Below are 22,962 nucleotides of genomic sequence, written 5' to 3'. Positions count from 1 at the left end.
AAATTGAAGCTGATAACTCATTAAAATCCAAAGAACTAATTTGCCAGCAAATTAAAATCAAAGTTCAATACCCTAAACTTTCGGTATCCCCAGTTATTCCAACATCTTGTTCACCTGTTTCAGATAGTGGATGATTATATATATCATACTCTAGTTGTCCTACTTGCTGTTGCAATCCATAGTAGTCTGTCACAAACTGTTGCAGAACTTTATTTTCTGCTAACTCAGCGATTATAATCTCATATTCCTCAAATTTTGGCATTGTACTATTATAATTAAATAAGTAATCTTTGATCTTTTCTATAAATTGGTTGACTTGTGCTAAAATCTTTTGTTGTGCTATGGTAATATCCTGTGGTGCTTTAACATCTATCATAGCTGCTCCCAGTTCTGCAAGGCTCTCTTTTAATTCTGCTTTCTCTTCAACAAACTTTATTAATTCTTCAGTTAATGCAGCAATAAATTCTTGAATATTGCTTTCTGTAATAGACGTCCTTTCTTTTTCTTTTTTAGCCTCTTCTTCTTTCAATTTATTGAACTTATCAAGAAATATTGGGTTTATTTCAGTTGCACTATTAATAATCTGGCTCCATGTTCCTAAAATGCAAGCAGTCATGTCGTCATAAGTTGTAGCAGCCATGTATATTCTTGCTGCTAAAGCAAATTCTTTTTGTTCTCTCCATGTTTCTTCTATATCTAAATTACTAATATCTTTAAATAGTTCTGATATTATCTGAGGAGTCTTTTGTATAATAGGATTGCTTTCTAAGAATTTATGACAATTGCTAGAATTTACTAATACTTTTAACGGAACATCTATTCCCAACTTTTCTTGTATTATTTTTAGTTTATCTTTTACTAATTTCGGGAATTTTACCATTAACGTTACCAGCAATTCCCGTTTATCAGCAACCGGAATTTCCATAGTATCTATTAATGATTTAACAAGTCCCAAAGATTCAGGAATAGTAACTGTATGATCTTTATTATCATCATATCGTAGTTCATTTGTAGAATACCCCCTTACTAAATATTCTGCTGTTAGTGCTTTACTAGCTGTATCCATTATAGTATGAACAAATTTTTGATCATCTGGTACAGCTTGCCCACTCTTTAATGCATTTCCCATTGTGTCCCGCTTAGATGCATCAGTCAAGCTAAGTAATGCTAATTTAACTGTAGTATTAAAGAAATTAGTAGAGTCTTTTAATTTATTATTATATGCCGTTGCTATCTCTTGTAACGATTCTTTTGTACCTTTATAGTCTTCAACTAACTTATCTGTAATAAAATTCGTTAAATCTACTACTTCTTTTGTATGAATAGATTGCCTATCCTTTACTAAGCTGGGCAATATTCCGTCTTGTGGTTCTTGCTCTGGCACAATACCATGTTGAAAAAGGAATTTCTGTATCTTAGGTTTGTCATTATAAAAATGTAATAATGAGTGTCCTTCTAAGTCTCGTGAGTTTATAGCAAAGGGGTATTTTTCTGGATGGTTTATTATATGTTTTATCAAATCTTCTTCATATCTGACGTTATAATCATGCAGTGTAAACATCATATTTTTAACTTTTTCATGCGTAAGATTAACTTTTGGGTTGTTTGCATTTTGCATAAACTTAATGATCTCTGTGTCTTCTCCCTTAAATAAGATTTCACAATTAATCAAATTAGATAATTTTTCTATCACTGTAAAATTGAAGTAGCTATTTTTAATCTTAAGTTTACTAAGCTTAGGAAGCTTAGCTATTTCAACTTCCCATTTATTGTTTAAGAAATTATCGCTTATGTTTAGTTCAGTAAGATTAGTGAGTTTAGCTATTTCATCTACACCTGTATTATGTACTTTATTATTCCCTATGTTTAGATTAGTAAGTTTCAAGAGTTTAGCTATTTCAGCTGCACCTTCATCACCTAGATCATTATAGTTTTCATCAAGGATAGTAATATTACTATTATTTATCGGCTTTATTAATAATTTAATTTTATCGCTATTAATCTTACATTTTCCTAGCTTAAGTCCTGAGACACGTTCATTCCTTTGTATAAATGAACTAAATGCCTCTAAGCTCTTCTGATTACTTAATATATTAGACAATATCATTGCCTTGTCATCAAAATTTAGGTAAACACCTTCTGCAAATATACTAAAATCTGTTATCGGTGTTGTTGCCTCTGTTGTCGTTGTTGTTGCCTCTATTGTCATTGTTGTTGCCTAATTAAGATTAATAATTTTAATGAATGGACTACCCAACCCATAATTTTCTGCCGTATTAAACGGATTTATATTTTATGGCGGGGATACTATCAGATAAAATTAATATTGCAAGTATTATTTTTATTAATCTCTGTGGTTATATTATTGATCTGCAAATATTTCTAAGTGTTTGTGCTTTTTTATTGGTAAATTTGTTTTGTTATTGATTTTTAACATTAGTAGTCATAAAATTAATTCCTATTTTTGTCATAGATAATAGACGCTGGGGTTAGGTTGCATTGCTTTCCCTAACCTCAGTGTGTGACAACCACCACACGTGATATCCTGATTTAAGGCAGTTTTACCGGTATTTGCAAAGTAAAGGTTGTACTTTTACCCTGCTGGCTATTAACATCAATTGTGCCCTTTATTTCATGAATAAATTGTTTGACTAGACTTAAACCTAGACCTAATTCTAAATTTGATTCTGAGTTTGAATCCGTCGCTAATTCATCATCACTAGCTTCGAGACCATTTAATTGTTGATAGATAGATTGTCGCTGTTTTTCAGACATACCAACCCCTGTATCATGAACAATCAATTGTAAAATATCTTTGACTTTTTGTGTGTCTATAGTGTTTGTACTATTATACTCTCTATCCTTTTGTAATGTTTTAGTACCTCCAGGAAAAAAATAGGTGGTTAAGGTAATACCGCCTTGTTCAGTATATTTAATGGCATTGGTAATTAACTGGGTTAATATTGCCTCAAGTCGGTAACCGTCACCAATGATGATGGTTGGAATGTCCTTGGTGAAATTATTTGCAAACCTTATGCCTTTATTCTTAGAGGATAGCATTAGTTTATTAATAACGTTGTTTACTAACGTTTCAGGGTTGAATTTCCTAGAAGTTGTAGGGGCAGGTACTACGCTTGTGGTAGCAATTGAGATTGGGTAGCTAGTAAAATTTACTATATTTCTAGAGTAATACATTAAGTCCTTAGCATAAGCGACAATCGCAGCTATAGTACTCTTTTTGTTGTGTTCATCCTCGCATTCATATAGTACTGTAGAAAGAGCAAACATCTCACTACAAGGTTTGTTTATGCTAATGGATATAGTTCTTACAGAGTCTTGGTGGATAAAATTAGCTAGTCCTAGATTTTTTTCATGGGTAGATTTGTTTTCTTGTTGATTTTTAATATCGGCAGGCATAGAATTAACTCCTATTTTACTATCGTGAAGTAGACACTGAGGTTAGAGAAAAATTTTGCGATTGTAATCTAACCTTAGTGCTTAACATTTACATTATTGTAACGTCGTCTTAACAAATACTCTTATTTTTCCTCAGAGTACAGCGGTTTTTCCACGATTAGTAATTTTTTTATAAAATTTTTTAGAATAGTGTTAAACTAGAGACAGCAAGTAAAGATTATCATTGATAATTGATGGATAAATAGCTGAGAAGTAAGCCGTAAATTAGCTGTTCAACAAGCTGGCTAATGCGGTTAATTGAATAAATATCTAATTATCTACTTACATTTTAAGGCAAATATCAGCCTAAAATTGTATCAGGTTTTTTTGCACCAAACAAAGCTAATTATTTAGTAGAAGAAATGGTGTACTTTCATTAACTGTGATTTTTAAACCACCATTTTTACCAATATACTGACGATTTTTGTAGCATTTCTGTGATATTTATGATACAATGAGTAAGATATTTATGTACCTGAATAATGAATACTTACCATCGTGGCTACTACTAAAAATAAGCCGTTACCATTCTTTAATTGGGTTGGCGGCAAAAGAAAACTTGCCGATCAATTGATACAATATGTTCCTGATACTTTCAATAATTATTATGAGCCTTTTCTTGGTGGTGGGGCATTATTCTTCAAAATAAAAGATAGGTGTCAGAAATGTTTTCTATCTGATATTAATTTAGAATTAATTACCAGCTACAATGCTGTAAAAAAGAATCCAACGGCAGTAAGTGATTTATTTGCAACCCATAAAGGACATCCACTCGAAAAAATATTATTATCGTGTACAAAAACGTAATGACAGTAATGACCCGACTAGTATAACGGCTATATTTCTCTATTTAAATAAATATTCTTTCATGGGTATGTATCGAGTTAATAAGAGTGGTAGGCTTTGTTTGTCCTTTTCTTCTAAGAAATATAATAGTGCTAATATTGATAAGAAACTACAGCAATGTAGCAATTTTCTAAGTGATGCCTCAATTTACGTTACTGACTTTTCGTTTATCGAACCTAAGGAAAATGATTTTGTTTATTTTGACCCACCTTATTGCCAAGTCGGGGAAAGATTTTATACTAGGCTGCCCTTTGATAAGAATGAACAAGTTAGACTAAGAGATTTCGTTAAAGAACTAACTAGCAGAGGTGTAAAACTAATGATTTCTAATAGTAATACTGACTTCATCAGAGAAATATACCAAGACTTTACAATAAATACTATTGACGCCAAATATGCCCTAACCGGACAGAAGAAAATAACTAGAGAACTTGTAATTACTAATTATGTAAGGTAATTAGTAATTACACACTTTACATTGCCCTTGCGTTTTGCCTATATTTAAGCTCTCTTATCTGTTGTTCCAATTCTTCTATCTTTCTTTGTCGTGTTTCATTTTCCCTTCTATGTGTTTCCATAGATTTTCTAACTTGATCGTTCATAATATCACATATTTTGGTTGTGCTGATATCTTGATAACCTAAAGTTTCCCATATTCTCTCTTTATCCTTTCCAGCTTTACTCATCCAAATATCATGCGTCATTAAACCGTCAATACCAGTCAATTGGCAAATTTTCTGCCAACTCTTAATCGCCTCTTGTAAATGATTACTATTTTTACTATCAGGAAATACCCATACTGAATCAAGATTATTCTCCTTATACCTTCTTGCTAATATGGTTAGGGCATCTTTCACTAAATGAACTTTTTTTGACTGGTTGCACCATGTCATATCTTCAAAATTAATATCCTGCCATCTCATAGATAAAACCTCACCTTTCCTTGCTCTAGTGAATAACACTATTAAGAAAAAATCTGCCATTTTCCTATTTAGCTCGGCATTAATTACCTCAAAAAACTTTGACATTGCTTCTTTAGTACCGATAAATCTTCTCCTGATTTCTTTTTTACGTAGTTCAATATCTCCTGTTGGATTTTTCTTTTTTATAGCTTTGTTAGTACAATAAAGTAAAGTGGTTGTCATATGATGCCTACTTAAATTATGTTGTTGGTGTCAGTAGTGTTTTTTTTGTCAAAAATATTATCAGCTTTTTCCATAAATTCTCTAACAGGGTCTATACTTAATCGTGCATAAATTGCTGTTTATCTAGGGCTTTTATGGTTAAGAGCTTTACCAATAACATACTGACTTGCTCCAGCAATAGCCATCCAACTTCCCATAGTTCTACGAAGATCATGTAACTTAAAATCTTTAAGTTCAGCTTTTTCCCTAATCTTGTTCCATGCTCTTTTGGGATCTTCTAGGTGTCCACTTTTACTATTATGATCACTTGGAAACACCCAAGGACATTTGCTATGACGTTGCTCATTTCTTGCCTTTAAGATTTCCACAGCTTGTTTTTTTAAAGGAACTAAATAAGGTTCACCCTTTTTAGGGTTGGGTACATACCATGTGCATCAGCTAAATTGATATTATTCCATTGCATTGACAAAATATCGCCCTTCCTAGCTGCAGTATACAAATGTATAAGAATAACATCTTGTATTATTTGAGGTTCTTCTTTTACAACCGCAAGAAAGCGTTCTTTTTCTTCAGCTAGTAAATATCTATCCCTTGACTTTTCCGGATGTTGTATAATACCAGTTATCGGATTGTTTGCTACTATCCCCCATTCAACAGCTCTATTAAATATTCCTATGAATCTCTGAACACATTTATTAGCCATAGTTTTTTTGCCATCTTTGGTGAGGTCATTAAAAATCTTTTGTACATCATCTCTATTTATACTAGATAGTTTTCTAGTAAAGAGATGATCTGCTTGCCTATTAATATCAGCATCAACGTTCTTCCAACGCTTTATTTTGTGTTTGGCGTAGTCTTCAATATATTTTTTATAAAAAAATTCTTTAAAGGTCATTTCCTGTTTTTTCTCTTGTAACTCTTGAGCTTTTGGCAAAATAGGATTTATCCCTTTAGCAAGCTGGTTTTTTAATTCTGCTGCCTTTGTTCTTGCTTCTGTAATAGAAATATCATCAGGAGAAGGATTTAGTTTATTAGGAAAAGAACCTAATTTAATTTTGTAACGTGTACCATTAATTTTTTTGCTTAGAAAAAAACTTTTAGGTCCTAAATATGATACATTTAGGACTAGTCCTTTTTCTTCGGTATCTCTATAAACATGTTGGACAATTTTAGGGCGAATAATTTTGCCCTTACTATCTTTTTCTGCTTTAGGTGGAATAATTTTTTCTAGAATCTCTTTAGTAAAGTTAAATGAATTTTTTGCCATAAATACCTACCTTAAAATTATATTTATTAGGTGATAAAACTAACCTAGCTCAATCTAATTGTCTTAAAGTTAGTTAATTGAATTAACTAATTTTACACTAGTCATAATTAAATAATTACCGCTGATAGAAATAGTTTGCAAGAGTTAATTTATAAGAATGAGAATTAAAATAAGGAAGTGTTTAAAAGTGGTATTTTGACAACTTGAATTATATTTTTAGTAATTAAAACTAGGACAAGCAATTATTTTTAAAATTGTAAGACTCAATTTTAAGTTGATTTAATTCATTGTTGATGATAGAAATAATTAACTATTTTTAGTTGTATATTTTAATAATGAAGTACTTAAAAGTAGTATTTTGATATGTAATCGATATGTAACTTTTCCACCAAAAAAACCTATAAATTAATTGTAAATTGACAAGTAATAAAATTTTCTATACTATTAAAATTTAGTCTAATTAACCGGAGGAAACACTATGGATATAAGGTTTTTAACGAAAATATCACTAAGTAATTGGTGGGCGATAGTGGATTCGAACCACCGACCTTTACGATGTCAACGTAATGCTCTAACCAACTGAGCTAACCGCCCTTGCTTTTCTGATTTAATTTTATACTTAAAACAACAAAGTATACTCTTCTGCTTTAAAGAATTGCTTTTTCAAATACTTGCAGAGTCTATCGCGTACTCACGTAGCAAATGTACGCCTAGTCCGGTTACCCCTTGTTTGTTGTCCCAATTCTTCAAATCATTTGAAATATATATTAAGTTTTCATAGTAACATCTCTAATCTATAATAGCTTCAATTTCAAGTTTTATTTGCATTATTTTAAATATTCAGCTAGAATTCGGCATAAAATTATAAGTAAATGACCTTAAAATCTCAAGCTTTTAATATTAGCAATAATTTTGTAGTGGCACTGGATGGTCCAGCAGCATCGGGTAAGAGTACAATTGGTCAAATGTTAGCACAAAAACTTAAGCTTACTTACTTTCAATCAAGTATTGTATATAGAAGCCTTGCTATTTCTTGTATAAACCAAAAAATTGATCTTACTGACATAAATGGAATAATTGAATTATCCAAATCTACGGAATATGTACAAAATTCAGAACTTGATAGTGAGATTGTAGGTAATGTAGCATCAAAAATTGCTATTATACCGGAAGTAAGAAATAACCTAGGAAAATATCTAGGAAAATTAATAAAAACAACTCCTAGAATTATAATGGAAGGTAGAGATATTGGAACAGTAGTGGCCCCAAATGCTGACTTAAAGATTTTTATCAGAGCAGATATTGTTATTAGAGCAAAGAGAAGATATAAAGAGTTGCAAGAAAAAGGAGGAGAATATATATTTGATACAGTTTTGGAACAACTAAAAATAAGAGACAAACGGGATATAGAGCGTGATATTGCTCCAACTCTTCCCCCACAAGGAGCTTTAGAAATTGATACTTCTTATCTATCACCAAAAGAAGTGATTGATAAGATCATGGAGTTTATTTCAGTTAGGTAACATCAACATATTTTATGTGCCATAGGTTGTTTTATCTACATTTTATTAACCATTCATAGTTAATTTAGTTGAATTTGATTACTTAAGGCAAAGAACAACTTGCTTATGTAAATTCAAGTCAATTAACTATAATTTTTATACTAGACGGCACAACTAGTATTAGAGAATAATATGCAAAAATTTAAGAAAAAATTTGTTTCTCAGCTTGCTGAAATTAGCATTCAATCTCACGAAGATTTTGCACAAATGCTTGAAGCCGTAAGTACTAGTCACGTAAAAGAAGGTACTGTTGTCAAAGGTCAAGTAGTAGGGATTGCTAAAGGCATTATCATAGTTGATGTTGGATTAAAGAATGAAGGCAGAGTTCCTATAGAAGAATTTGCTCTAGTTAGTAATCAACCTTTACCAGAAGTTGGCGAGATAGTTGATGTATATATTGAGAAAATTGAAGGACGTAACGGTAGAACTATATTAAGTCGTGAAAAGGCCATTAGAGAAGAATCATGGGGACATTTAGAAATTGCATGTGCCAATAAACAGTTTGTTGATGGTGTAATATTCGGACGTGTTAAAGGTGGATTTACTGTTGACGTATCAGGGGTTGTTGCCTTCTTACCTGGAAGTCAGGTAGATGTTAGACCAATAAAAGATATTGCTTCGTTAATGGGTATCAAGCAGCCATTCCAAATTTTAAAGATGGATAAGAAACTTGGGAATATCGTAGTTTCTAGAAGAGCTATACTTGAGGAATCAAGATCTGAGGCTAGAGACGAAATGTTATCGAAAATTAAGGAAGGAATAATATTAGATGGTACAGTAAAAAATATCACTGATTACGGTGCGTTTATTGCTTTAGGTAATTCAGGTAATGTAGACGGTCTATTGCACGTTACTGATATTTCATGGAGCAGAATAAATCACCCTTCTGAAGTTTTATCTCCAGATCAAAAGGTTAGGGTTATAGTTATAAAATTTAATGAAGAAACTAAGAGAATTTCACTTGGTATGAAGCAACTTGATCATAATCCATGGCAAAGTATAAAAGAAGAATTCCCAGTTGGCAAAATAATGACTGGCAAAGTAACAAATATTGCTGATTATGGGGTATTTATTGAATTAAAAGATGGTATTGAAGGACTCGTTCATTCAAGTGAAATTAGTTGGGTAAAATCAAATCAACATCCTAAGAAAATGCTTACTATTGGTCAAGAAGTTCAATTCACAATTCTAGAAGTTGATACCGATAAACATAGAATATCTCTAAGTATTAAACAGTGTCAAGATAACCCAATTATTGGGTTTGTGCATAGTCATGCAATAGGTAGTATAATTAAAGCACCAATACGAAATATCACTGACTTTGGTATGTTTGTAGCACTTGATGACAACATTGATGGTATGATTCATGAAACAGATATAAGTTGGGAAGGCAATGGTACTGAGCTGTTAAAAACATATAAAAAGAATGATCAAATAGAGTGTAAAGTCTTATCAATTGATATTGAAAAGGAACGTATAAGCTTAGGTATTAAACAACTAAGCTTTGACCCCCAGCAAGATGAATTTGACATGTACAAAAAAAATATGGTCGTTACTTGCTCAGTTACTGAAGTTAAAGATGATGGGATAGAAGTTATTTTAGACGACAAAATACCGGGCTTCATCAAAAAAGCTGATCTTTCTAGTGAAAAAGCTGATCAAAAAACTGAAAGATTTGTCCCTAATGACAGAATTGATGCAAAAATCATTACCATTGATAAAGCATCTCGTAAAGTTACTTTGTCAATAAAAGCACTTGAAATAGAAAAGAGAGAAAAAGCTATTAAAGAATATGGTTCTGCTGATAGTGCTGCTAGTCTAGGAGACATACTTGGAACAGCTCTTGACGATAGTAAAAAATGATAAATTTTTTATTTAACTAATACAGCTACTATATCGCTTTAAACCTAATTGACTTATACCCGAATTTGATATAACAAGTTATATCAAATTCGGGTTATAGCACTTAACATATATGTTCATATTAGTGCTACAGTTGTAGATTGAATAAATTCTCTAACCGTCATTGCGAGAAGCCACTTTAGGCGACGAAGCAATCCAAAAGTTGTAACAGCACGCTGTTTATTTGGATCGCCACGAAATGGCGTGGCTCGCGATGACGGTTGTTCGTTCTTATAACCTAGCACTAATATGAACATATATGTTAAGTGCTATATTATATATATTGAGGAATTCCTATGGATAGTTTAATAATTCAGGGTGGTATCCCCCTTGAAGGTAGTATTAGTATTAGCGGAGCTAAAAATGCAGCATTACCGATTATGACAGCTGCACTGCTTACGGATAAGCTTAGTATTAATAATATTCCAAAGCTTACCGATATTCTCACAATGAGAAAATTACTTGAGAATTTAGGTAGTGTTGTCACTGTAACTGAGCATCAAGATCACTTGAGCATGGATATCGATAGCAGCAATATTAATAATTTTACTGCCCCATATGATATAGTGCGTAAAATGCGTGCTTCTATTTGGGTTCTAGGACCTCTACTCTCCAGGTTTTCTAAAGCTAAGGTTTCCTTACCTGGAGGATGTGCTATAGGGGCTAGGCAAGTAGATCTACATATAGCAGCTCTGCAAGCTATGGGAGCCAATATTAATGTTGATCATGGTTATATTAATGCTACGATCAAAGGCAGATTAAAAGCTGTACATTTTGTTTTTAAACAAATATCTGTTGGAGCAACAATTAATTCCATAATGGCAGCTACTTTGGCTGAAGGAGAAACGATATTATTTAACTGTGCTAGAGAACCAGAAATTGTTGATCTATGCCATTGCCTTAACAAAATGGGTGCAGAAATAGATGGAATTGGTACAAGCGAAGTAAGAATTATTGGTAAATCTTATTTAAAAAATACCAACTATTCAGTCATGCCGGATCGTATTGAAGCTGGTACCTACATGATGGCGGCTGCCATTACTAAAGGCAATTTAAATATTTATGGAATTAACAGCAATATTGTTGAAAATATAGTATTAAAGCTCATTGAAGCTGGCATAAAAGTTGAACCTATTGATAATGGTTTAAGAGTTTCTTATGTAGACAGATTAAATCCCGTGGATATCCATACAAGTCCATATCCAGGTTTTGCAACAGACTTACAAGCTCAGTTTATGAGCCTTATGACTCTTTGCAAAGGTTCTTCTATAATTACAGAAAATATTTTTGAGAATCGCTTTATGCATGTTCCTGAATTATGCAGAATGGGTGCAAATATAACAGTTAACGGAAAGAGTGCTATAATACGGGGTATACCTTTTTTGACAGGAGCAGAAGTAATGGCAAGCGACCTCAGAGCATCAGTATCCCTAGTATTAGCTGGACTTGCCGCCAACGATACAACAAGAATACACCGAATCTACCACTTAGATCGTGGATACCAAACATTGGAGAAAAAACTAACCAGTTGCGGGGCAAATATAGTACGAATTACTGGAGATAATGTTTAAAAAAACAGATAAGCAATTCTAATATGACCCCAAATATTCATCCATCAATAAGAAAGCTAAATATATCTGAAAAAGCTAAGATGTATTTTAATGAGCTAGAGTTTTATGAAATTATCGAAGATCCCATTGTTTTGAGTACTAAGGATAATCGGATTAATGAATATAGCGAAAATCGTTGGGGTTTTCAAGTTGATTACAACTTTAAACTATGTACAAAAAAAGAACTAAAAACTTTTTATGAAGCTGTAATTGCTGCTAGGGCAAAAGATTTAACAACAAATCATCCTGGTATAAGAATGATATTTTATACTTGGTATGATGATATGTCTGGTAATCTTTATTTCTCTTTAACCCAAAATCAATGGAAAAATTATAATATTAATGAAGTAACTTCTATAGACAATATTATCCAAGATTTTATTGATGGTCCCGATAGAGGGGTAATTCCAATGGTTAGGCTAGAAGTAGCTTAAGTTTTATAATACGGAATAAAAAAATGACTAAGCCCCTTCCTTACGATTTTTATAAATATAGGTGTATAAACATAAATGATGTTGTGGTAACATCAAGAATGCTTAGACGAAGATTAAATGTATTAAAGAAATGGTCTGAGAGTTTTAAGGATTTTTATCCTAATGATGTATATAAAGGTATATACTGGAACTTCAAGATACCGATTTTAGATAGTATCTTAAATAAAGATACAACTTTTGAAATTAGAAGAGAATGTATACAATATTTAGTTGATGCTGTTTGTCATATGCTAATAACTAAAGTGTACAATAATATAACAACTCCATCAAAAATTATGTGTCTAATTGATGTACCTAGAATGTTCGGCAGCGAAGTAACAGTATTTGTTGATAAGGAATATTATGAAAATTTTTTTATTCGTAACTCAAAAAAACACAAGCTAGTTTTAATTACAGATACGAATAGAAGCCTTATAAAAGAGTTTAATATTAAAATATCAGATACTGTAGTACTACAGGAGCAAGGTTATATTGAAACTATTAACGATGAAGATACAAAATACCAAGGAGAATTATGGTCTATTGGACAATTAGACTCTTGGTAAGTATTTATTTAAACTGTATAATACACGGAGTACCTTTTTTGACAGGAGCAGAAGTAATGGCAAGCGACCTCAGAGCATCAGTATCCCTAGTATTAGCTGAACTTGCCGCCAACGATACAACAAGAATACACCGAATCTACCACTTAGACCGTGGATACCAAACATTGGAGAAAAAACTAACCAGTTGCGGGGCAAATATAGTACGAATTACTGGAGATAATGTTTAAATAAATTTATTCTACTTAGGTAGAACTTCAAGAATTAAGATTCCCGTGACCTAAAGATTGAAGCTGCCCCATTACTCATGTACGTTACGCTGCTCGACTTTGCTACTGCCTAGCTCTTCCTGAAGTTATATACTCTTCTGCTTTGAAAAATTGTTTTTTGGAAATATCATGGATTCGCATGCGTGACTATACTATATGTACGTTCCGCTTGCTCACCATTCATTTTCAAATCCAATTCTTCAAATCATTTGAGTATACTATCGTCTATCAACTCTTGAAATCATAGCAGTATATCACCTCAGGAAAATGAATTTTCAATTTACGCAGCGAGCTTATCTCTCAATACTTCAATTAATTTATTAATTGCTTCGTCAGGATTTATATTCTCAAGAATTGCAAGCTCCCCAGCTAGCCTATTTAAGGCTGATTCATAAATAGTCCTTTCACTATAAGATCGGTCACTATCAACATTCTTATAGAGATCTCGTACCACTTCTGCTACAGATACTACATTACCAGAATTTATTTTACCCTCATATTCTTGTGCTCTTCTACTCCACATCCTATTACCTTGCTTAGCTTTACCCTGAAGCGTTGAATATATTACAGCTAAATCAGTTTTACTAACAAGTTTTCTAAGACCCGAAATAGCAGCTCTGTTTACCGGTACTTTCAAAGTCATTTTGTCTTGAGGGAATGATATTACATAAACCTTAATATCAGTACCAGCTATGATTTGGTGTTCTACATTTACTATCTCTCCAACTCCATGAGATGGATATACAATTCTTTCTCCTACTTTAAATTCAGACGATGTTGACATGCTTACTCCTTTCCATTATAAAAACTTAGACCATGGTCAATTGATTTGAATTTGTGTCAGTGAGTTGCAAATAATTAAATCATAACTATAGATATTTTGCAAATCACAATACTAAAGATAACACTCCCTAAATATACTTGAATGTGACTCCAAATTAGATTTGAAAATGAGGAGAGAACACACTAGACGTACATACGGTACGGGAGTCCTTGATATTTTCAAATAACAATTCTTCGAAACAGAATTAGTATACAATACAAACTAATTTTACTCTGTGGTAGTATAGCATATTTTAGAAGGATAACAAAGTATAAGTTATAAAAAAATATTACCCTACCTAAAACAAAAGAAAAACAAGTTGCCTTTTGCTCTAATATTGGTTAATATCTCAGCTCTTTAGGCTAGGTAGCAAAGTGGTAATGCCGTGGACTGCAAATCCTCAATGCGCCGGTTCGATTCCGGCCCTGGCCTCCATTAAAACAAACTGTACGTAATATGGTAGAGTTTATCGAACAATTCCTAGAAATGATGATAGCGGAGCGTGGTGTATCTAATAATTCCGTACTTGGCTACAAAGGTGATCTGTTAGATTTCCAGAAATTTTTATCACAGAATAAATTGTTAGAGCTGAATATTAAAGCTGAAAATATTAGAGACTGGATAGAATATTTGGCGGGAAATGGCTTGCAGGCAAGATCAATCAACCGGAAGATATCCACTATAAAAAACTATTATGAATTTTTAATTAGCGAAAAGCATATCAATTATAATCCTGCTTTGATGGTAGATTTACCAAGATATCAAGCTAAACTTCCTTCTACATTATCAATTGATAAAATCAAAGATTTACTTTTCTATTGCAATCAAGACAAAAACCCTGATTCCATACGCCTAAAAGCAATGATTCATTTATTATATGCAAGTGGGTTACGTGTTTCTGAGCTTGTCAGTATAAGGTTAACTGATATTTTAGTAAATCAAATGTCCCAAAATATTAGAAAAATATTTTCAATAATCGGTAAAGGTAATAAAGAAAGAATGGTGATAATCAACGAACAGGCTACCATAAGTTTGTCTGATTATTTAACTATTCGTAGTAAATTTATAAGCAAAAAACACCCTAAAAGTCAAATTTATTTATTTTGCTCTTCTTCAACTAATGGTCATATGACTAGGCAGAATTTCGCAATTCTGTTAAAACAAGCATCTATTAAGGCTGGGCTAGACCCAAGTAATATCTCCCCACATACTTTACGTCACAGTTTTGCAAGCCATTTGTTAGAAGGCGGTGCAGATCTTAGGGTAATTCAAGAACTACTTGGACATGCTGATATTAGTACTACCCAAATTTACACACATATACAAACAAAGCATCTAAAACAGGCTTTAGATCATCATCCGCTTAAATTATCTATACTCAAATGATGTAAAGAATTAGAGCGTAAAACAAGGGGTGAATGAGCATTTTCTAAAATAGCAATTTATAGTTTAATCCTCTTTGGGGATGATGATTGTCCCATTTTTTAACTTTTCAAGTCGTGCTTACCACGCCTCCTAGCAATAACGAAGTAGCTATGGTTAAAACATTTCCAAGTTAGCTATATAATAGACCTCTTTCGAAACTCGCTTGTGCTGAGAGATTTGAAGGAGACGCTTCACCTCGAACCGCAGCGTACTCTAATTCCGTTACGGATTCGAGTACCGCATCGATGTACAAATCACCAACAGAAGTAGAGTTTCGAAGGAGGTCTAATGGAGTTCTGCCATTTATATCTTTGGCATTAATATTAAAGTTAGGCGACTTTAACATTCTGCGTACTAACTCAATATTTCCCATCTTAACTATATCATGTTGTGGTGCAGTGCTAGTTACTGTTAGAACACTACAGTTATTACTCTCTGAAGTATCTTTACTCATCTTATCCTCTTTTATATAATCATTATAGTTGAATTATATCATATTTTTCCTACCCACTAAGCATATTTATAAAAAAATTTATACAACATAGGTTAGAAAATATGCATCTTTTTAAAAATAAAAAGCAATAAATGCTTTAAATAGTAAAAATTTTAGTTTATAATAACTTTATAATTAAAATATCATGGTTTCTTATGGAAGATGTTAATAAACCCGAGTTGCCAATTAATTATACTGGCAAAAGCTATATTTAACGCTGGTTTCATGTGAGGCTCGATACTAAAACATTTTTAATACAAACATATTTCTAAAAAATATAGTTTTTATTAAGTGTTTTAATGTTACAAATTAACTTCAAATGTTCATAAAACCTAGCTCTGCTCTTATAAATTAATTGGCAACTCGGGTTAATAACTATTGGGATAATTCAAAATACCAGTATTGTGCATATGCTGAGAGGTTGCTTAAGGAGTTAATTTTGCTAAATGAAAAAGTAAAGCAACCAATAAACATGTATGAAGTCAAAAAAGCATCTACTATGCTAAAAAATATCATGGCAGTCAAATGAGACAATCCGGCGAGCCGTATTATTCCCATCCGATTGAAGTGGCGTATATGCTTGCCCAGTACACAGCCCTAGAAATTCCACGATTGTTTAGAACCGACATGATTGTGACTGCGTTACTACACGACACAATTGAAGATACAAAACTGACTGAACCCATGATTACTTACATCTTTGGCAGTCAAGTAGCTAGTCAAGTGCAAGACTTGACTAGGGTCAAGCCTCATGGCAAGATTAGCTCGGCAGAAACACTAGATTTATTAATTCAACAAAAAAAATATGATGTAGCATTGATTAAACTTTTTGATCGGATTCATAATTTAGAAACTGTTGGTGTAAAATCTCCAGAAAAGATTAAGAAGATTATAGAGGAAACTTTTAAAAGTTTTATAACTGTCAGCATGTATTATAGAACAACACAACTAGAAAATATACTAACTGCTTTATGTTACAAACATTTATCAATTACTGCATGCCCCTTAGATTCTACAACAATTAGCCGACATAAATACCGGCTTCCTTCTCTAACTTTTGAAAATGACACAAAGCAAAAGCAAATCCTAGACCTATTGGAATCATAATAATTAATAATCCCCAATGACCAAAATATTTTGTTAAAAAAATAATACCAAAAGAGGTAATAACATACATAAAAGCACGTGCTACAGCATATATCATACTATTGTAAGTATAACGCTTAAACACTGGAAAATGTCTGAGAAATATCGAAACATCTGGTACACGACCAAAATCGAATAGTACAAGAACAGCTTGAAGTAAAAATAGAAAAAATGGATTGGTTATATTGTTCAAAATATAAGGAGAACATAAAATAAAAATAGAGAATATTACAAATTTTACCTTTAGGATTTTCAGTGGATATATCCTATAACTTAAATAGCTTATAAATGACATACCAGCGAACTGTATCATTGAAACAATAAAATTTTGGTGTATTACTTGTTCCGCACTATAGCCAAAAGAACTTTTTAGGAGATTGCCACAATGTATATAAGCAAAATAAAAAGATACAGGACACGCACAGTTAATTATAAACAAATACAATACTGATTGTTTATTAACTTTTTCGTTAACAATTGGGTCATTGTCTAATTCTTTTATATCAATATTAGCTTTCTCATATTTCTTTTTTAATCGAAGTTTTGCATTGACAAACTCAGGTGTTTCTCTGAGAGTTGTTCTAGCAATACCGCCAATCAAAGCAATTACTGCTCCGATCCAAAAAGCAATACGCCAATTAAAACCGTAAGATGTAACAAGCGAAGCAATACCTAAAGCAGCTACTGTACCTATAACAGAAGCAACGGCAATAAAGGCTACTACTGGATATTGTATTGGTGGTTTTATAGTTTCTGTTAAATAAAGTTCTGCTCCTACTATTTCGCCTACTGATGACATACCTTGTAGTACACGACAAACCGTAATTATTACAGAAGCGGTAATGCCAATTTGGGCATAAGTTGGAACATTGGCCATTATTACACATGAAATTGCCATCATAATAGTGGTAATAATAACTGTTGCTTTACGTCCTACTCTATCCCCGATATAACCAAAAATTAATGCTCCAATTGGACGGAAAATAAAAGTAGAACAAAAGGCAAAAGCTGTCAGTATAGATGCAGCAAAAGCTTCATATTTAGGAAAAAACAACTCATTTAGTAATACGGCTAAATGCACATAAAGCATCAGATCAAAATACTCCAAAAATGTACCGATTGAAAGTAATCCAACTGCTTCTTTTTGTTCTTTAGTGAGGCTTCTTTGTTCTTGCTGATATCCTATCATTTATTCACCTTAATATATTTATTAATACTAATAGATATTATGATTTGGTTGAACGATAGCAAGAAAAAATAATATAGAAAATTGAAATAATAAATCTTGGTTGTAACAATATCACGGTTCTATAAACAAATTAGAAAGGGAAAAAGAGATATTGGTAAAAATGTAGGCTTAGATCAAAGGATGTTAAATATCAGAACTAATATAGTTGCGAGTAGAATATTGGACATTGTTTATATATGAAAAAATAATTAATTTTTTTATTAAAAATTAAGTTGACTATTATTTTAGAATTGATTCTAATTAAAATATGGTAACATAAATAATACAGATACCAGTACTTTAGTAAACAATCCTATTTGGACAGAAAAAGTTAATAAAAAAACAATATTAGCTCTTTTTTTCTTACAATGTGCTTTACCTGTAGGTTTTGATTTTATTTATATATATTGTAGTAATATTTTACAAAATAACTTTGGTTATACAATTGCTGAGGTTATTCATCATAATTTTATTCTATGTCTAATACAGCTCTTGGTCGTATCAATATTATCTTATTTAAGTTACAAAATATATCCACTATTAACCATGAAAATTATACTCATAATATGTTCTATTTTTATCATATTTTGTCCATATTTTTTGAATAATCTTCATTCTCCGTTTGAGTTATTTTTAATTCAACTCTTTATCATTTTATTTAACGAATGTTTAGGTCCTGCTATGCCAATTATTTATAAACATTTTCCTGTATTTAAACGTTTCACCTGTGCTAGCATTATATTCGCTATATCACGTGCTTTCGTATCCGTTATTACTGCTTTTGGCTTCACTTATCTTGTTAACCATTTTGGCTATTGGGGATTATGGGTTATTATGATCCCTACAATTGTGGGGTTCGCATACGGGCTATTACATTTTGAAAAGTTGGAGAAAGTGGCGAATTATCCATAGAATTTTGATGATTATGTTGATCAAACTGCTGTATGGATAAATTTTTATAACATAATGCAGTTAAGTCTTGTGTTATTGTTGGTATTTTTAAATGCATAGCAATGATTATAAAATTTTTTACGGTTTCTTCAATAATCTTCCTAGCTTTTTCAGGTGATTTAACTCCTAGAGTTTGTAAGTTGTGAACTCGGTCAAATAATTTAATCAATGCCACATCATATTTTTCTTGTTGAAGTAATATATCTAATGTTTCTGCCGAGCTAATCTTCCCGTGAGGCTTGTTCCTGCTTAAGTCTTCTACTTGACTAGCAACCTGCTCCCCAAAGATATAGGCAATCATCTTTTTGGTAAGTTTTGTATCCTCAATGGTGTCATGCAATATGCTGGTAACAAGAATGTCAGTGCGGTAAAGATAATCAGAGATCATATACGCCACCTCTAGTGGATGAGAGTAATAAGGCTCGCCTGACTGCCTCATTTGGCTGCCATGATATTTCTTGGCGTAATAAATAGCCTTTTTAACCTCATCAATATCTATTGACCGGTTTATTTTCTCATTCATCTTACGTAATTTGTCCAGTAACCTAGTAGCATATTGACAAGGTGCATACTTTGAGTTGTCCCAATAATTAATATCTTCTTCCATAAAAACCATAAATATTTTTTATATTCAATTTATAGATTAAACTAAAATATAAATTATTACCAAGGATTTTTTATCTATTTTTAAAAAAGATGAATGTTTTTGCATTTTGTTGTTGTATAAATAGACAGCTACTCCCTTTATGTTCACTTATCCCCCTCCTCTAATTCCTTATGATATAATTTATAATATTCGGCTTTATTTTCTATAAGCTGCGAATGAGTTCCTTGTTCAAATATCATACCAGATTTCATAACAACTATATGATCAACATCCTTAATACTCGATAAACGATGTGTTATAATTAGGGTGGTTTTATTCTCACGAATATTTACTAAAGAATTTAGAATTAATCGCTCAGAATTTTGGTCTAAAGAGCTTGTTGCTTCATCCCAAACCAAAATTGCTGCTGATTTCAAAAAAGCTCTAGCTATCGCTAAACGCTGACGTTGTCCACCTGAAAGTGTTGAACCTTGATTACCAATGATCGTATCATACCCTGCAGGCAGATTTGAGATAAATTGATGAGCATCAGCATATTTTGCTGCTATAATAATCTGATCACGAGTTGTATTTGGATTACCATAAGCAATATTTTCTGCAACACTAGTGTCAAATAATGTAGTATCTTGAGTTACTAAAGAAATTTGCTGCCTTAAAGAGTCAATCCTTATATCTTTAATATCATAATTATCAATTAAAATCTGTCCGCTAGTTGGGTTATAAAATCTTACTAATAAATTAGATAACGAAGTTTTTCCACTGCCAGAACGTCCAACAAAAGCTGTAGTTTTCCCTGGCATTATTTTTAGATTAATGAGCTTTAAAGCTACTTTATTATTAAATTTTAGCTCGACATTATTAAAAATTATTTGTGGATTAACTAACTGAACATTTTGAGCATTTACACTATCTTTAATAATAGGCTCAGTATCTAGAACATTAAAAACTCTTTTTGTTGCAGCAATACCCTCTTGTAAATTTACATTTAAAGAAACCAAGCTTTTAAAAGGTCTATAGGCTGCAAGAAAGGCAGTAATAAAAGCAAAAAATGCTCCTGGTGTAGTTTCTCCTTTTATGACTAACAACCCACCGTACCAAATAAGCCCTCCAACTGTAATACCACTTAACACTTCCATGATTGGTGAGACCAATGCATCCAATTTTGCAGTTTTCTTTAAAAAATGTAAAATATTACTAGAGAGCAATAAAGCTCGATTGCTTTCAATTTTCTCTCCTAAGAAAGACTTAACAATTTTAATTGACTGAAAAGTTTCGTCTAACCTAGAAGTATAATTAGCTAATTCCTCTTGAGCTTGTCCTGATATTCTACGAATTTTTTTCCCTAATTTCTGTATTGGATAAATTGCTAGGGGAAATGCTAGAAATACTATACAAGATAACCTAGGTTCTAACTTAAACATCACTACGATAAGACCTATTACTGTTAAAAAATGTTTGGCACATCCTACTAGTAAATTTGATACAGCACCTCGCATCATGGCAATATCGTTAGTAAAACGTGATATTAAACGTCCCGATGATTGAGATTGAATAAAGAGAATATCAGCAAACAATAAATGCTCATACATCTTAATTTGTAGATCAGTTAAAATTCTCTGACCAACAAATTTAATTAAATAATTTGAATAATATTCAGCTATCCCTTTAATAGTAAATGTTATTACTACCATTAACGGTAAAAATAATAACATTTGACGATTGCCTGTTAAAAATATTTGATCAATAGTTGGTTGCACTAAATTAACGCTGTAAGCAGCACATATAGCCGCAATTACCATACAAAATACCGCCATGCCGATCTGTTTAAGATATGGCTTTATATGATCAACTATTAACCTTCTTAAAGTATTATAGGCACTATAGTCATAATTTATTAGGTTATGTTTTTTTTGCAAAATTCTCTCCTTAGATCTAGTGGTTTGTTATAACGTTTGTACTATACAGAAAAATTACTGTACTGAACAATATTAGTAATAATAGCATAAAAAATCCTAGCACTAAGTATATTGCATTAAAATATTGCCATAATAACATACAAAAAAATGGTGTTGTCGATGAAAGTATCATACCGCCAAGTGAATGGGATAGACTACACATTCTTGCCCTAATATTAGTTATAAACATAGATTGGACAATAATTTGTAATGGCACTACGTAAAATGGGGCAAGTCCGATAAGCATTACTGGAAAGTAAATTACCAAGATTTCTTTATATAGTAAAAATTGTACAATAATTATCACTAACAAACTTAATAATAATGCGATGATGATTTGTTTTTTAGGGTAAAATCTATCAGCTAAAAAACCAGACAATACTGACATAATAGCGTAAATGCTTATTAAAGCTATATTGATAATTTGAGCTTGATTGCTATCCATAATTAATGCACTTTTTACAGCAAATACTCCCCAAAAATAAATTAGAAAATGGTAAATACCTCCTATGCAACCACTTATTAATATTGCTATAATAAATTTTTTAAATGAATCTTTTACAATCTTTGTTAAATAAAAAAAGTTATAATCTGGAGATTTATGATCCTTTTTAGAATTTAAGAACTCCTCACTTTCATGAAAATAGTGCCTTAGGAATATGATAAATAAGCCAAAAACTCCACCAATAATAAAATTTGCCCGCCATAAATAAGCTGCTGAGTCAAATTCTGTAGAAAAATGATAAATTGTTGCAGCAAGCAATGCTCCAACCTGACTACAAAATGACACGATACCACTAGCACAATTTTTGCTAGTCTTACCTACTTTTTCTACAACGTAAATTTTTATAGCATCACTTTCTCCTGCTAAGCTCATTAAAAATGTCATACGACAAAATATTAAGATTATTGTAGCCACTATGCCAATTCTATCAAAATTAGGAGTTAATCCTATAAGAATTGTCGAGATAGTAGCTAAAAATACCGAGATTCTAACTGATACAATTCTACCATATTTATCGCTAATAAAGCCAAAAATGATAGAGCCAATAGGGCGAGCTATTACAGCTATACTAAATATAGCAAAAAATAATAATATTTGTTTATCATTTGAGTCTAATGGCAAAAAGTTCTTGGATAAAACTATTGCTGATAAACCAAAAAGAGCATAATCATAATAACGCACAATTGTTGTAAAAAAAGCAATTAGGAATGCCGGTCTTGTCATACATCTATATCTA

General features: G+C 31.8%; 19 protein-coding genes, 2 tRNA genes and 2 pseudogenes. 11 read left to right on the top strand and 12 right to left on the bottom strand.

The genetic code is table 11. The features are described from left to right. Positions 1-64: 64 nt before the first annotated feature. Both AAGD19_RS04970 and AAGD19_RS04965 read right to left on the bottom strand, forming a co-directional pair. A complete protein-coding gene (locus tag AAGD19_RS04970) occupies positions 65-2,209 on the bottom strand; it encodes a hypothetical protein (protein WP_341747387.1) in 2,145 nt (714 codons plus the stop codon). A gap of 341 nt (positions 2,210-2,550) precedes the next feature. Continuing rightward, entirely contained in the window at positions 2,551-3,417 is an 867-nt protein-coding gene (locus AAGD19_RS04965) for a HAMP domain-containing sensor histidine kinase (RefSeq protein WP_341747386.1), read from the bottom strand. Positions 3,418-3,951: 534 nt separating this feature from the next. Between AAGD19_RS04965 and AAGD19_RS04960 the strand changes: the two are divergent. After that, positions 3,952-4,759, top strand: a pseudogene (locus AAGD19_RS04960) (DNA adenine methylase). A gap of 16 nt (positions 4,760-4,775) precedes the next feature. On the opposite strand, the gene AAGD19_RS04955 reads toward AAGD19_RS04960, so the two are convergent. From AAGD19_RS04955 to AAGD19_RS04940, 4 genes are all read right to left on the bottom strand, one after another. Further along, positions 4,776-5,447, bottom strand: coding sequence for a tyrosine-type recombinase/integrase (locus AAGD19_RS04955; RefSeq protein ID WP_341747385.1), 672 nt, complete (start codon positions 5,445-5,447; stop codon positions 4,776-4,778). A 119-nt stretch (positions 5,448-5,566) separates the two neighbouring features. Next, entirely contained in the window at positions 5,567-5,815 is a 249-nt protein-coding gene (locus AAGD19_RS04950; RefSeq protein ID WP_341747384.1) for a tyrosine-type recombinase/integrase, read from the bottom strand. Between the two features lie 20 nt (positions 5,816-5,835). Further along, positions 5,836-6,714 (bottom strand): integrase family protein, encoded by an 879-nt coding sequence (locus tag AAGD19_RS04945; RefSeq protein WP_341747383.1) that lies wholly within the window; start codon positions 6,712-6,714, stop codon positions 5,836-5,838. Positions 6,715-7,231: 517 nt separating this feature from the next. Further along, positions 7,232-7,308, bottom strand: a tRNA-Val gene (locus tag AAGD19_RS04940). 278 nt (positions 7,309-7,586) lie between these two features. Here AAGD19_RS04940 and cmk point away from each other — a divergent pair. The 6 genes and pseudogenes from cmk to AAGD19_RS04910 form a co-directional block, all read left to right on the top strand. After that, the gene (gene cmk / locus AAGD19_RS04935) at positions 7,587-8,237 is read left to right on the top strand and encodes a (d)CMP kinase (protein WP_341747382.1); all 651 of its coding nucleotides are present in this window, start codon (positions 7,587-7,589) and stop codon (positions 8,235-8,237) included. Positions 8,238-8,408: 171 nt separating this feature from the next. Continuing rightward, positions 8,409-10,139: a 30S ribosomal protein S1 gene (locus AAGD19_RS04930; RefSeq protein WP_341747381.1), complete on the top strand. Its 1,731-nt coding sequence runs from the start codon at positions 8,409-8,411 to the stop codon at positions 10,137-10,139. A 335-nt stretch (positions 10,140-10,474) separates the two neighbouring features. Further along, a complete protein-coding gene (gene murA / locus AAGD19_RS04925) occupies positions 10,475-11,749 on the top strand; it encodes a UDP-N-acetylglucosamine 1-carboxyvinyltransferase (RefSeq protein WP_341747380.1) in 1,275 nt (424 codons plus the stop codon). Positions 11,750-11,772: 23 nt separating this feature from the next. Further along, positions 11,773-12,222, top strand: a complete 450-nt coding sequence (locus AAGD19_RS04920) for a hypothetical protein (protein WP_341747379.1) — start codon at positions 11,773-11,775, stop codon at positions 12,220-12,222. Positions 12,223-12,245: 23 nt separating this feature from the next. After that, positions 12,246-12,827 (top strand): DUF3916 domain-containing protein, encoded by a 582-nt coding sequence (locus AAGD19_RS04915; RefSeq protein ID WP_341747378.1) that lies wholly within the window; start codon positions 12,246-12,248, stop codon positions 12,825-12,827. Positions 12,828-12,853: 26 nt separating this feature from the next. Further along, positions 12,854-13,054 (top strand): annotated as a pseudogene (locus tag AAGD19_RS04910) (UDP-N-acetylglucosamine 1-carboxyvinyltransferase); the annotation flags it as partial. 319 nt (positions 13,055-13,373) lie between these two features. Here AAGD19_RS04910 and AAGD19_RS04905 read toward each other — a convergent pair. Continuing rightward, positions 13,374-13,877 carry a CarD family transcriptional regulator gene (locus tag AAGD19_RS04905; protein ID WP_341747377.1) on the bottom strand — a complete coding sequence of 168 codons (504 nt, stop codon included), beginning with the start codon at positions 13,875-13,877 and terminating at the stop codon, positions 13,374-13,376. A 399-nt stretch (positions 13,878-14,276) separates the two neighbouring features. Here AAGD19_RS04905 and AAGD19_RS04900 point away from each other — a divergent pair. Both AAGD19_RS04900 and AAGD19_RS04895 read left to right on the top strand, forming a co-directional pair. After that, a tRNA-Cys gene (locus AAGD19_RS04900) sits at positions 14,277-14,351 on the top strand. A 21-nt stretch (positions 14,352-14,372) separates the two neighbouring features. After that, on the top strand, positions 14,373-15,302 hold the full coding sequence (locus AAGD19_RS04895; protein WP_341747376.1) for a site-specific tyrosine recombinase XerD: 930 nt from the start codon (positions 14,373-14,375) through the stop codon (positions 15,300-15,302). A gap of 169 nt (positions 15,303-15,471) precedes the next feature. Here AAGD19_RS04895 and AAGD19_RS07525 read toward each other — a convergent pair whose 3' ends face one another. Then, positions 15,472-15,795 (bottom strand): ankyrin repeat domain-containing protein, encoded by a 324-nt coding sequence (locus tag AAGD19_RS07525; RefSeq protein ID WP_410520804.1) that lies wholly within the window; start codon positions 15,793-15,795, stop codon positions 15,472-15,474. Positions 15,796-16,189: 394 nt separating this feature from the next. Between AAGD19_RS07525 and AAGD19_RS07520 the strand changes: the two genes are divergently transcribed. Beyond that, a complete protein-coding gene (locus AAGD19_RS07520) occupies positions 16,190-16,363 on the top strand; it encodes a hypothetical protein (RefSeq protein WP_410520803.1) in 174 nt (57 codons plus the stop codon). After that, the gene (locus AAGD19_RS04890; protein WP_410520802.1) at positions 16,360-16,941 is read left to right on the top strand and encodes an HD domain-containing protein; all 582 of its coding nucleotides are present in this window, start codon (positions 16,360-16,362) and stop codon (positions 16,939-16,941) included. Before AAGD19_RS07520 ends, AAGD19_RS04890 begins: the two co-directional genes overlap by 4 nt. On the opposite strand, the gene AAGD19_RS04885 is transcribed toward AAGD19_RS04890, so the two are convergent. From AAGD19_RS04885 to AAGD19_RS04870, 4 genes are all read right to left on the bottom strand, one after another. Further along, positions 16,856-18,169 (bottom strand): MFS transporter, encoded by a 1,314-nt coding sequence (locus AAGD19_RS04885; protein WP_341747375.1) that lies wholly within the window; start codon positions 18,167-18,169, stop codon positions 16,856-16,858. The genes AAGD19_RS04890 and AAGD19_RS04885 overlap by 86 nt on opposite strands. An 880-nt stretch (positions 18,170-19,049) precedes the next feature. Beyond that, entirely contained in the window at positions 19,050-19,775 is a 726-nt protein-coding gene (locus AAGD19_RS04880) for an HD domain-containing protein (RefSeq protein ID WP_410520801.1), read from the bottom strand. A 134-nt stretch (positions 19,776-19,909) separates the two neighbouring features. Further along, a complete protein-coding gene (locus AAGD19_RS04875; RefSeq protein WP_341747373.1) occupies positions 19,910-21,682 on the bottom strand; it encodes an ABC transporter ATP-binding protein in 1,773 nt (590 codons plus the stop codon). A gap of 16 nt (positions 21,683-21,698) precedes the next feature. Further along, entirely contained in the window at positions 21,699-22,949 is a 1,251-nt protein-coding gene (locus AAGD19_RS04870) for an MFS transporter (protein ID WP_341747372.1), read from the bottom strand. Positions 22,950-22,962: the final 13 nt, after the last annotated feature.

This window comes from Candidatus Tisiphia endosymbiont of Dascillus cervinus (assembly GCF_964026405.1).
Lineage (GTDB): Bacteria > Pseudomonadota > Alphaproteobacteria > Rickettsiales > Rickettsiaceae > Tisiphia.
This window is presented reverse-complemented; position numbering and strand designations above follow the sequence as displayed.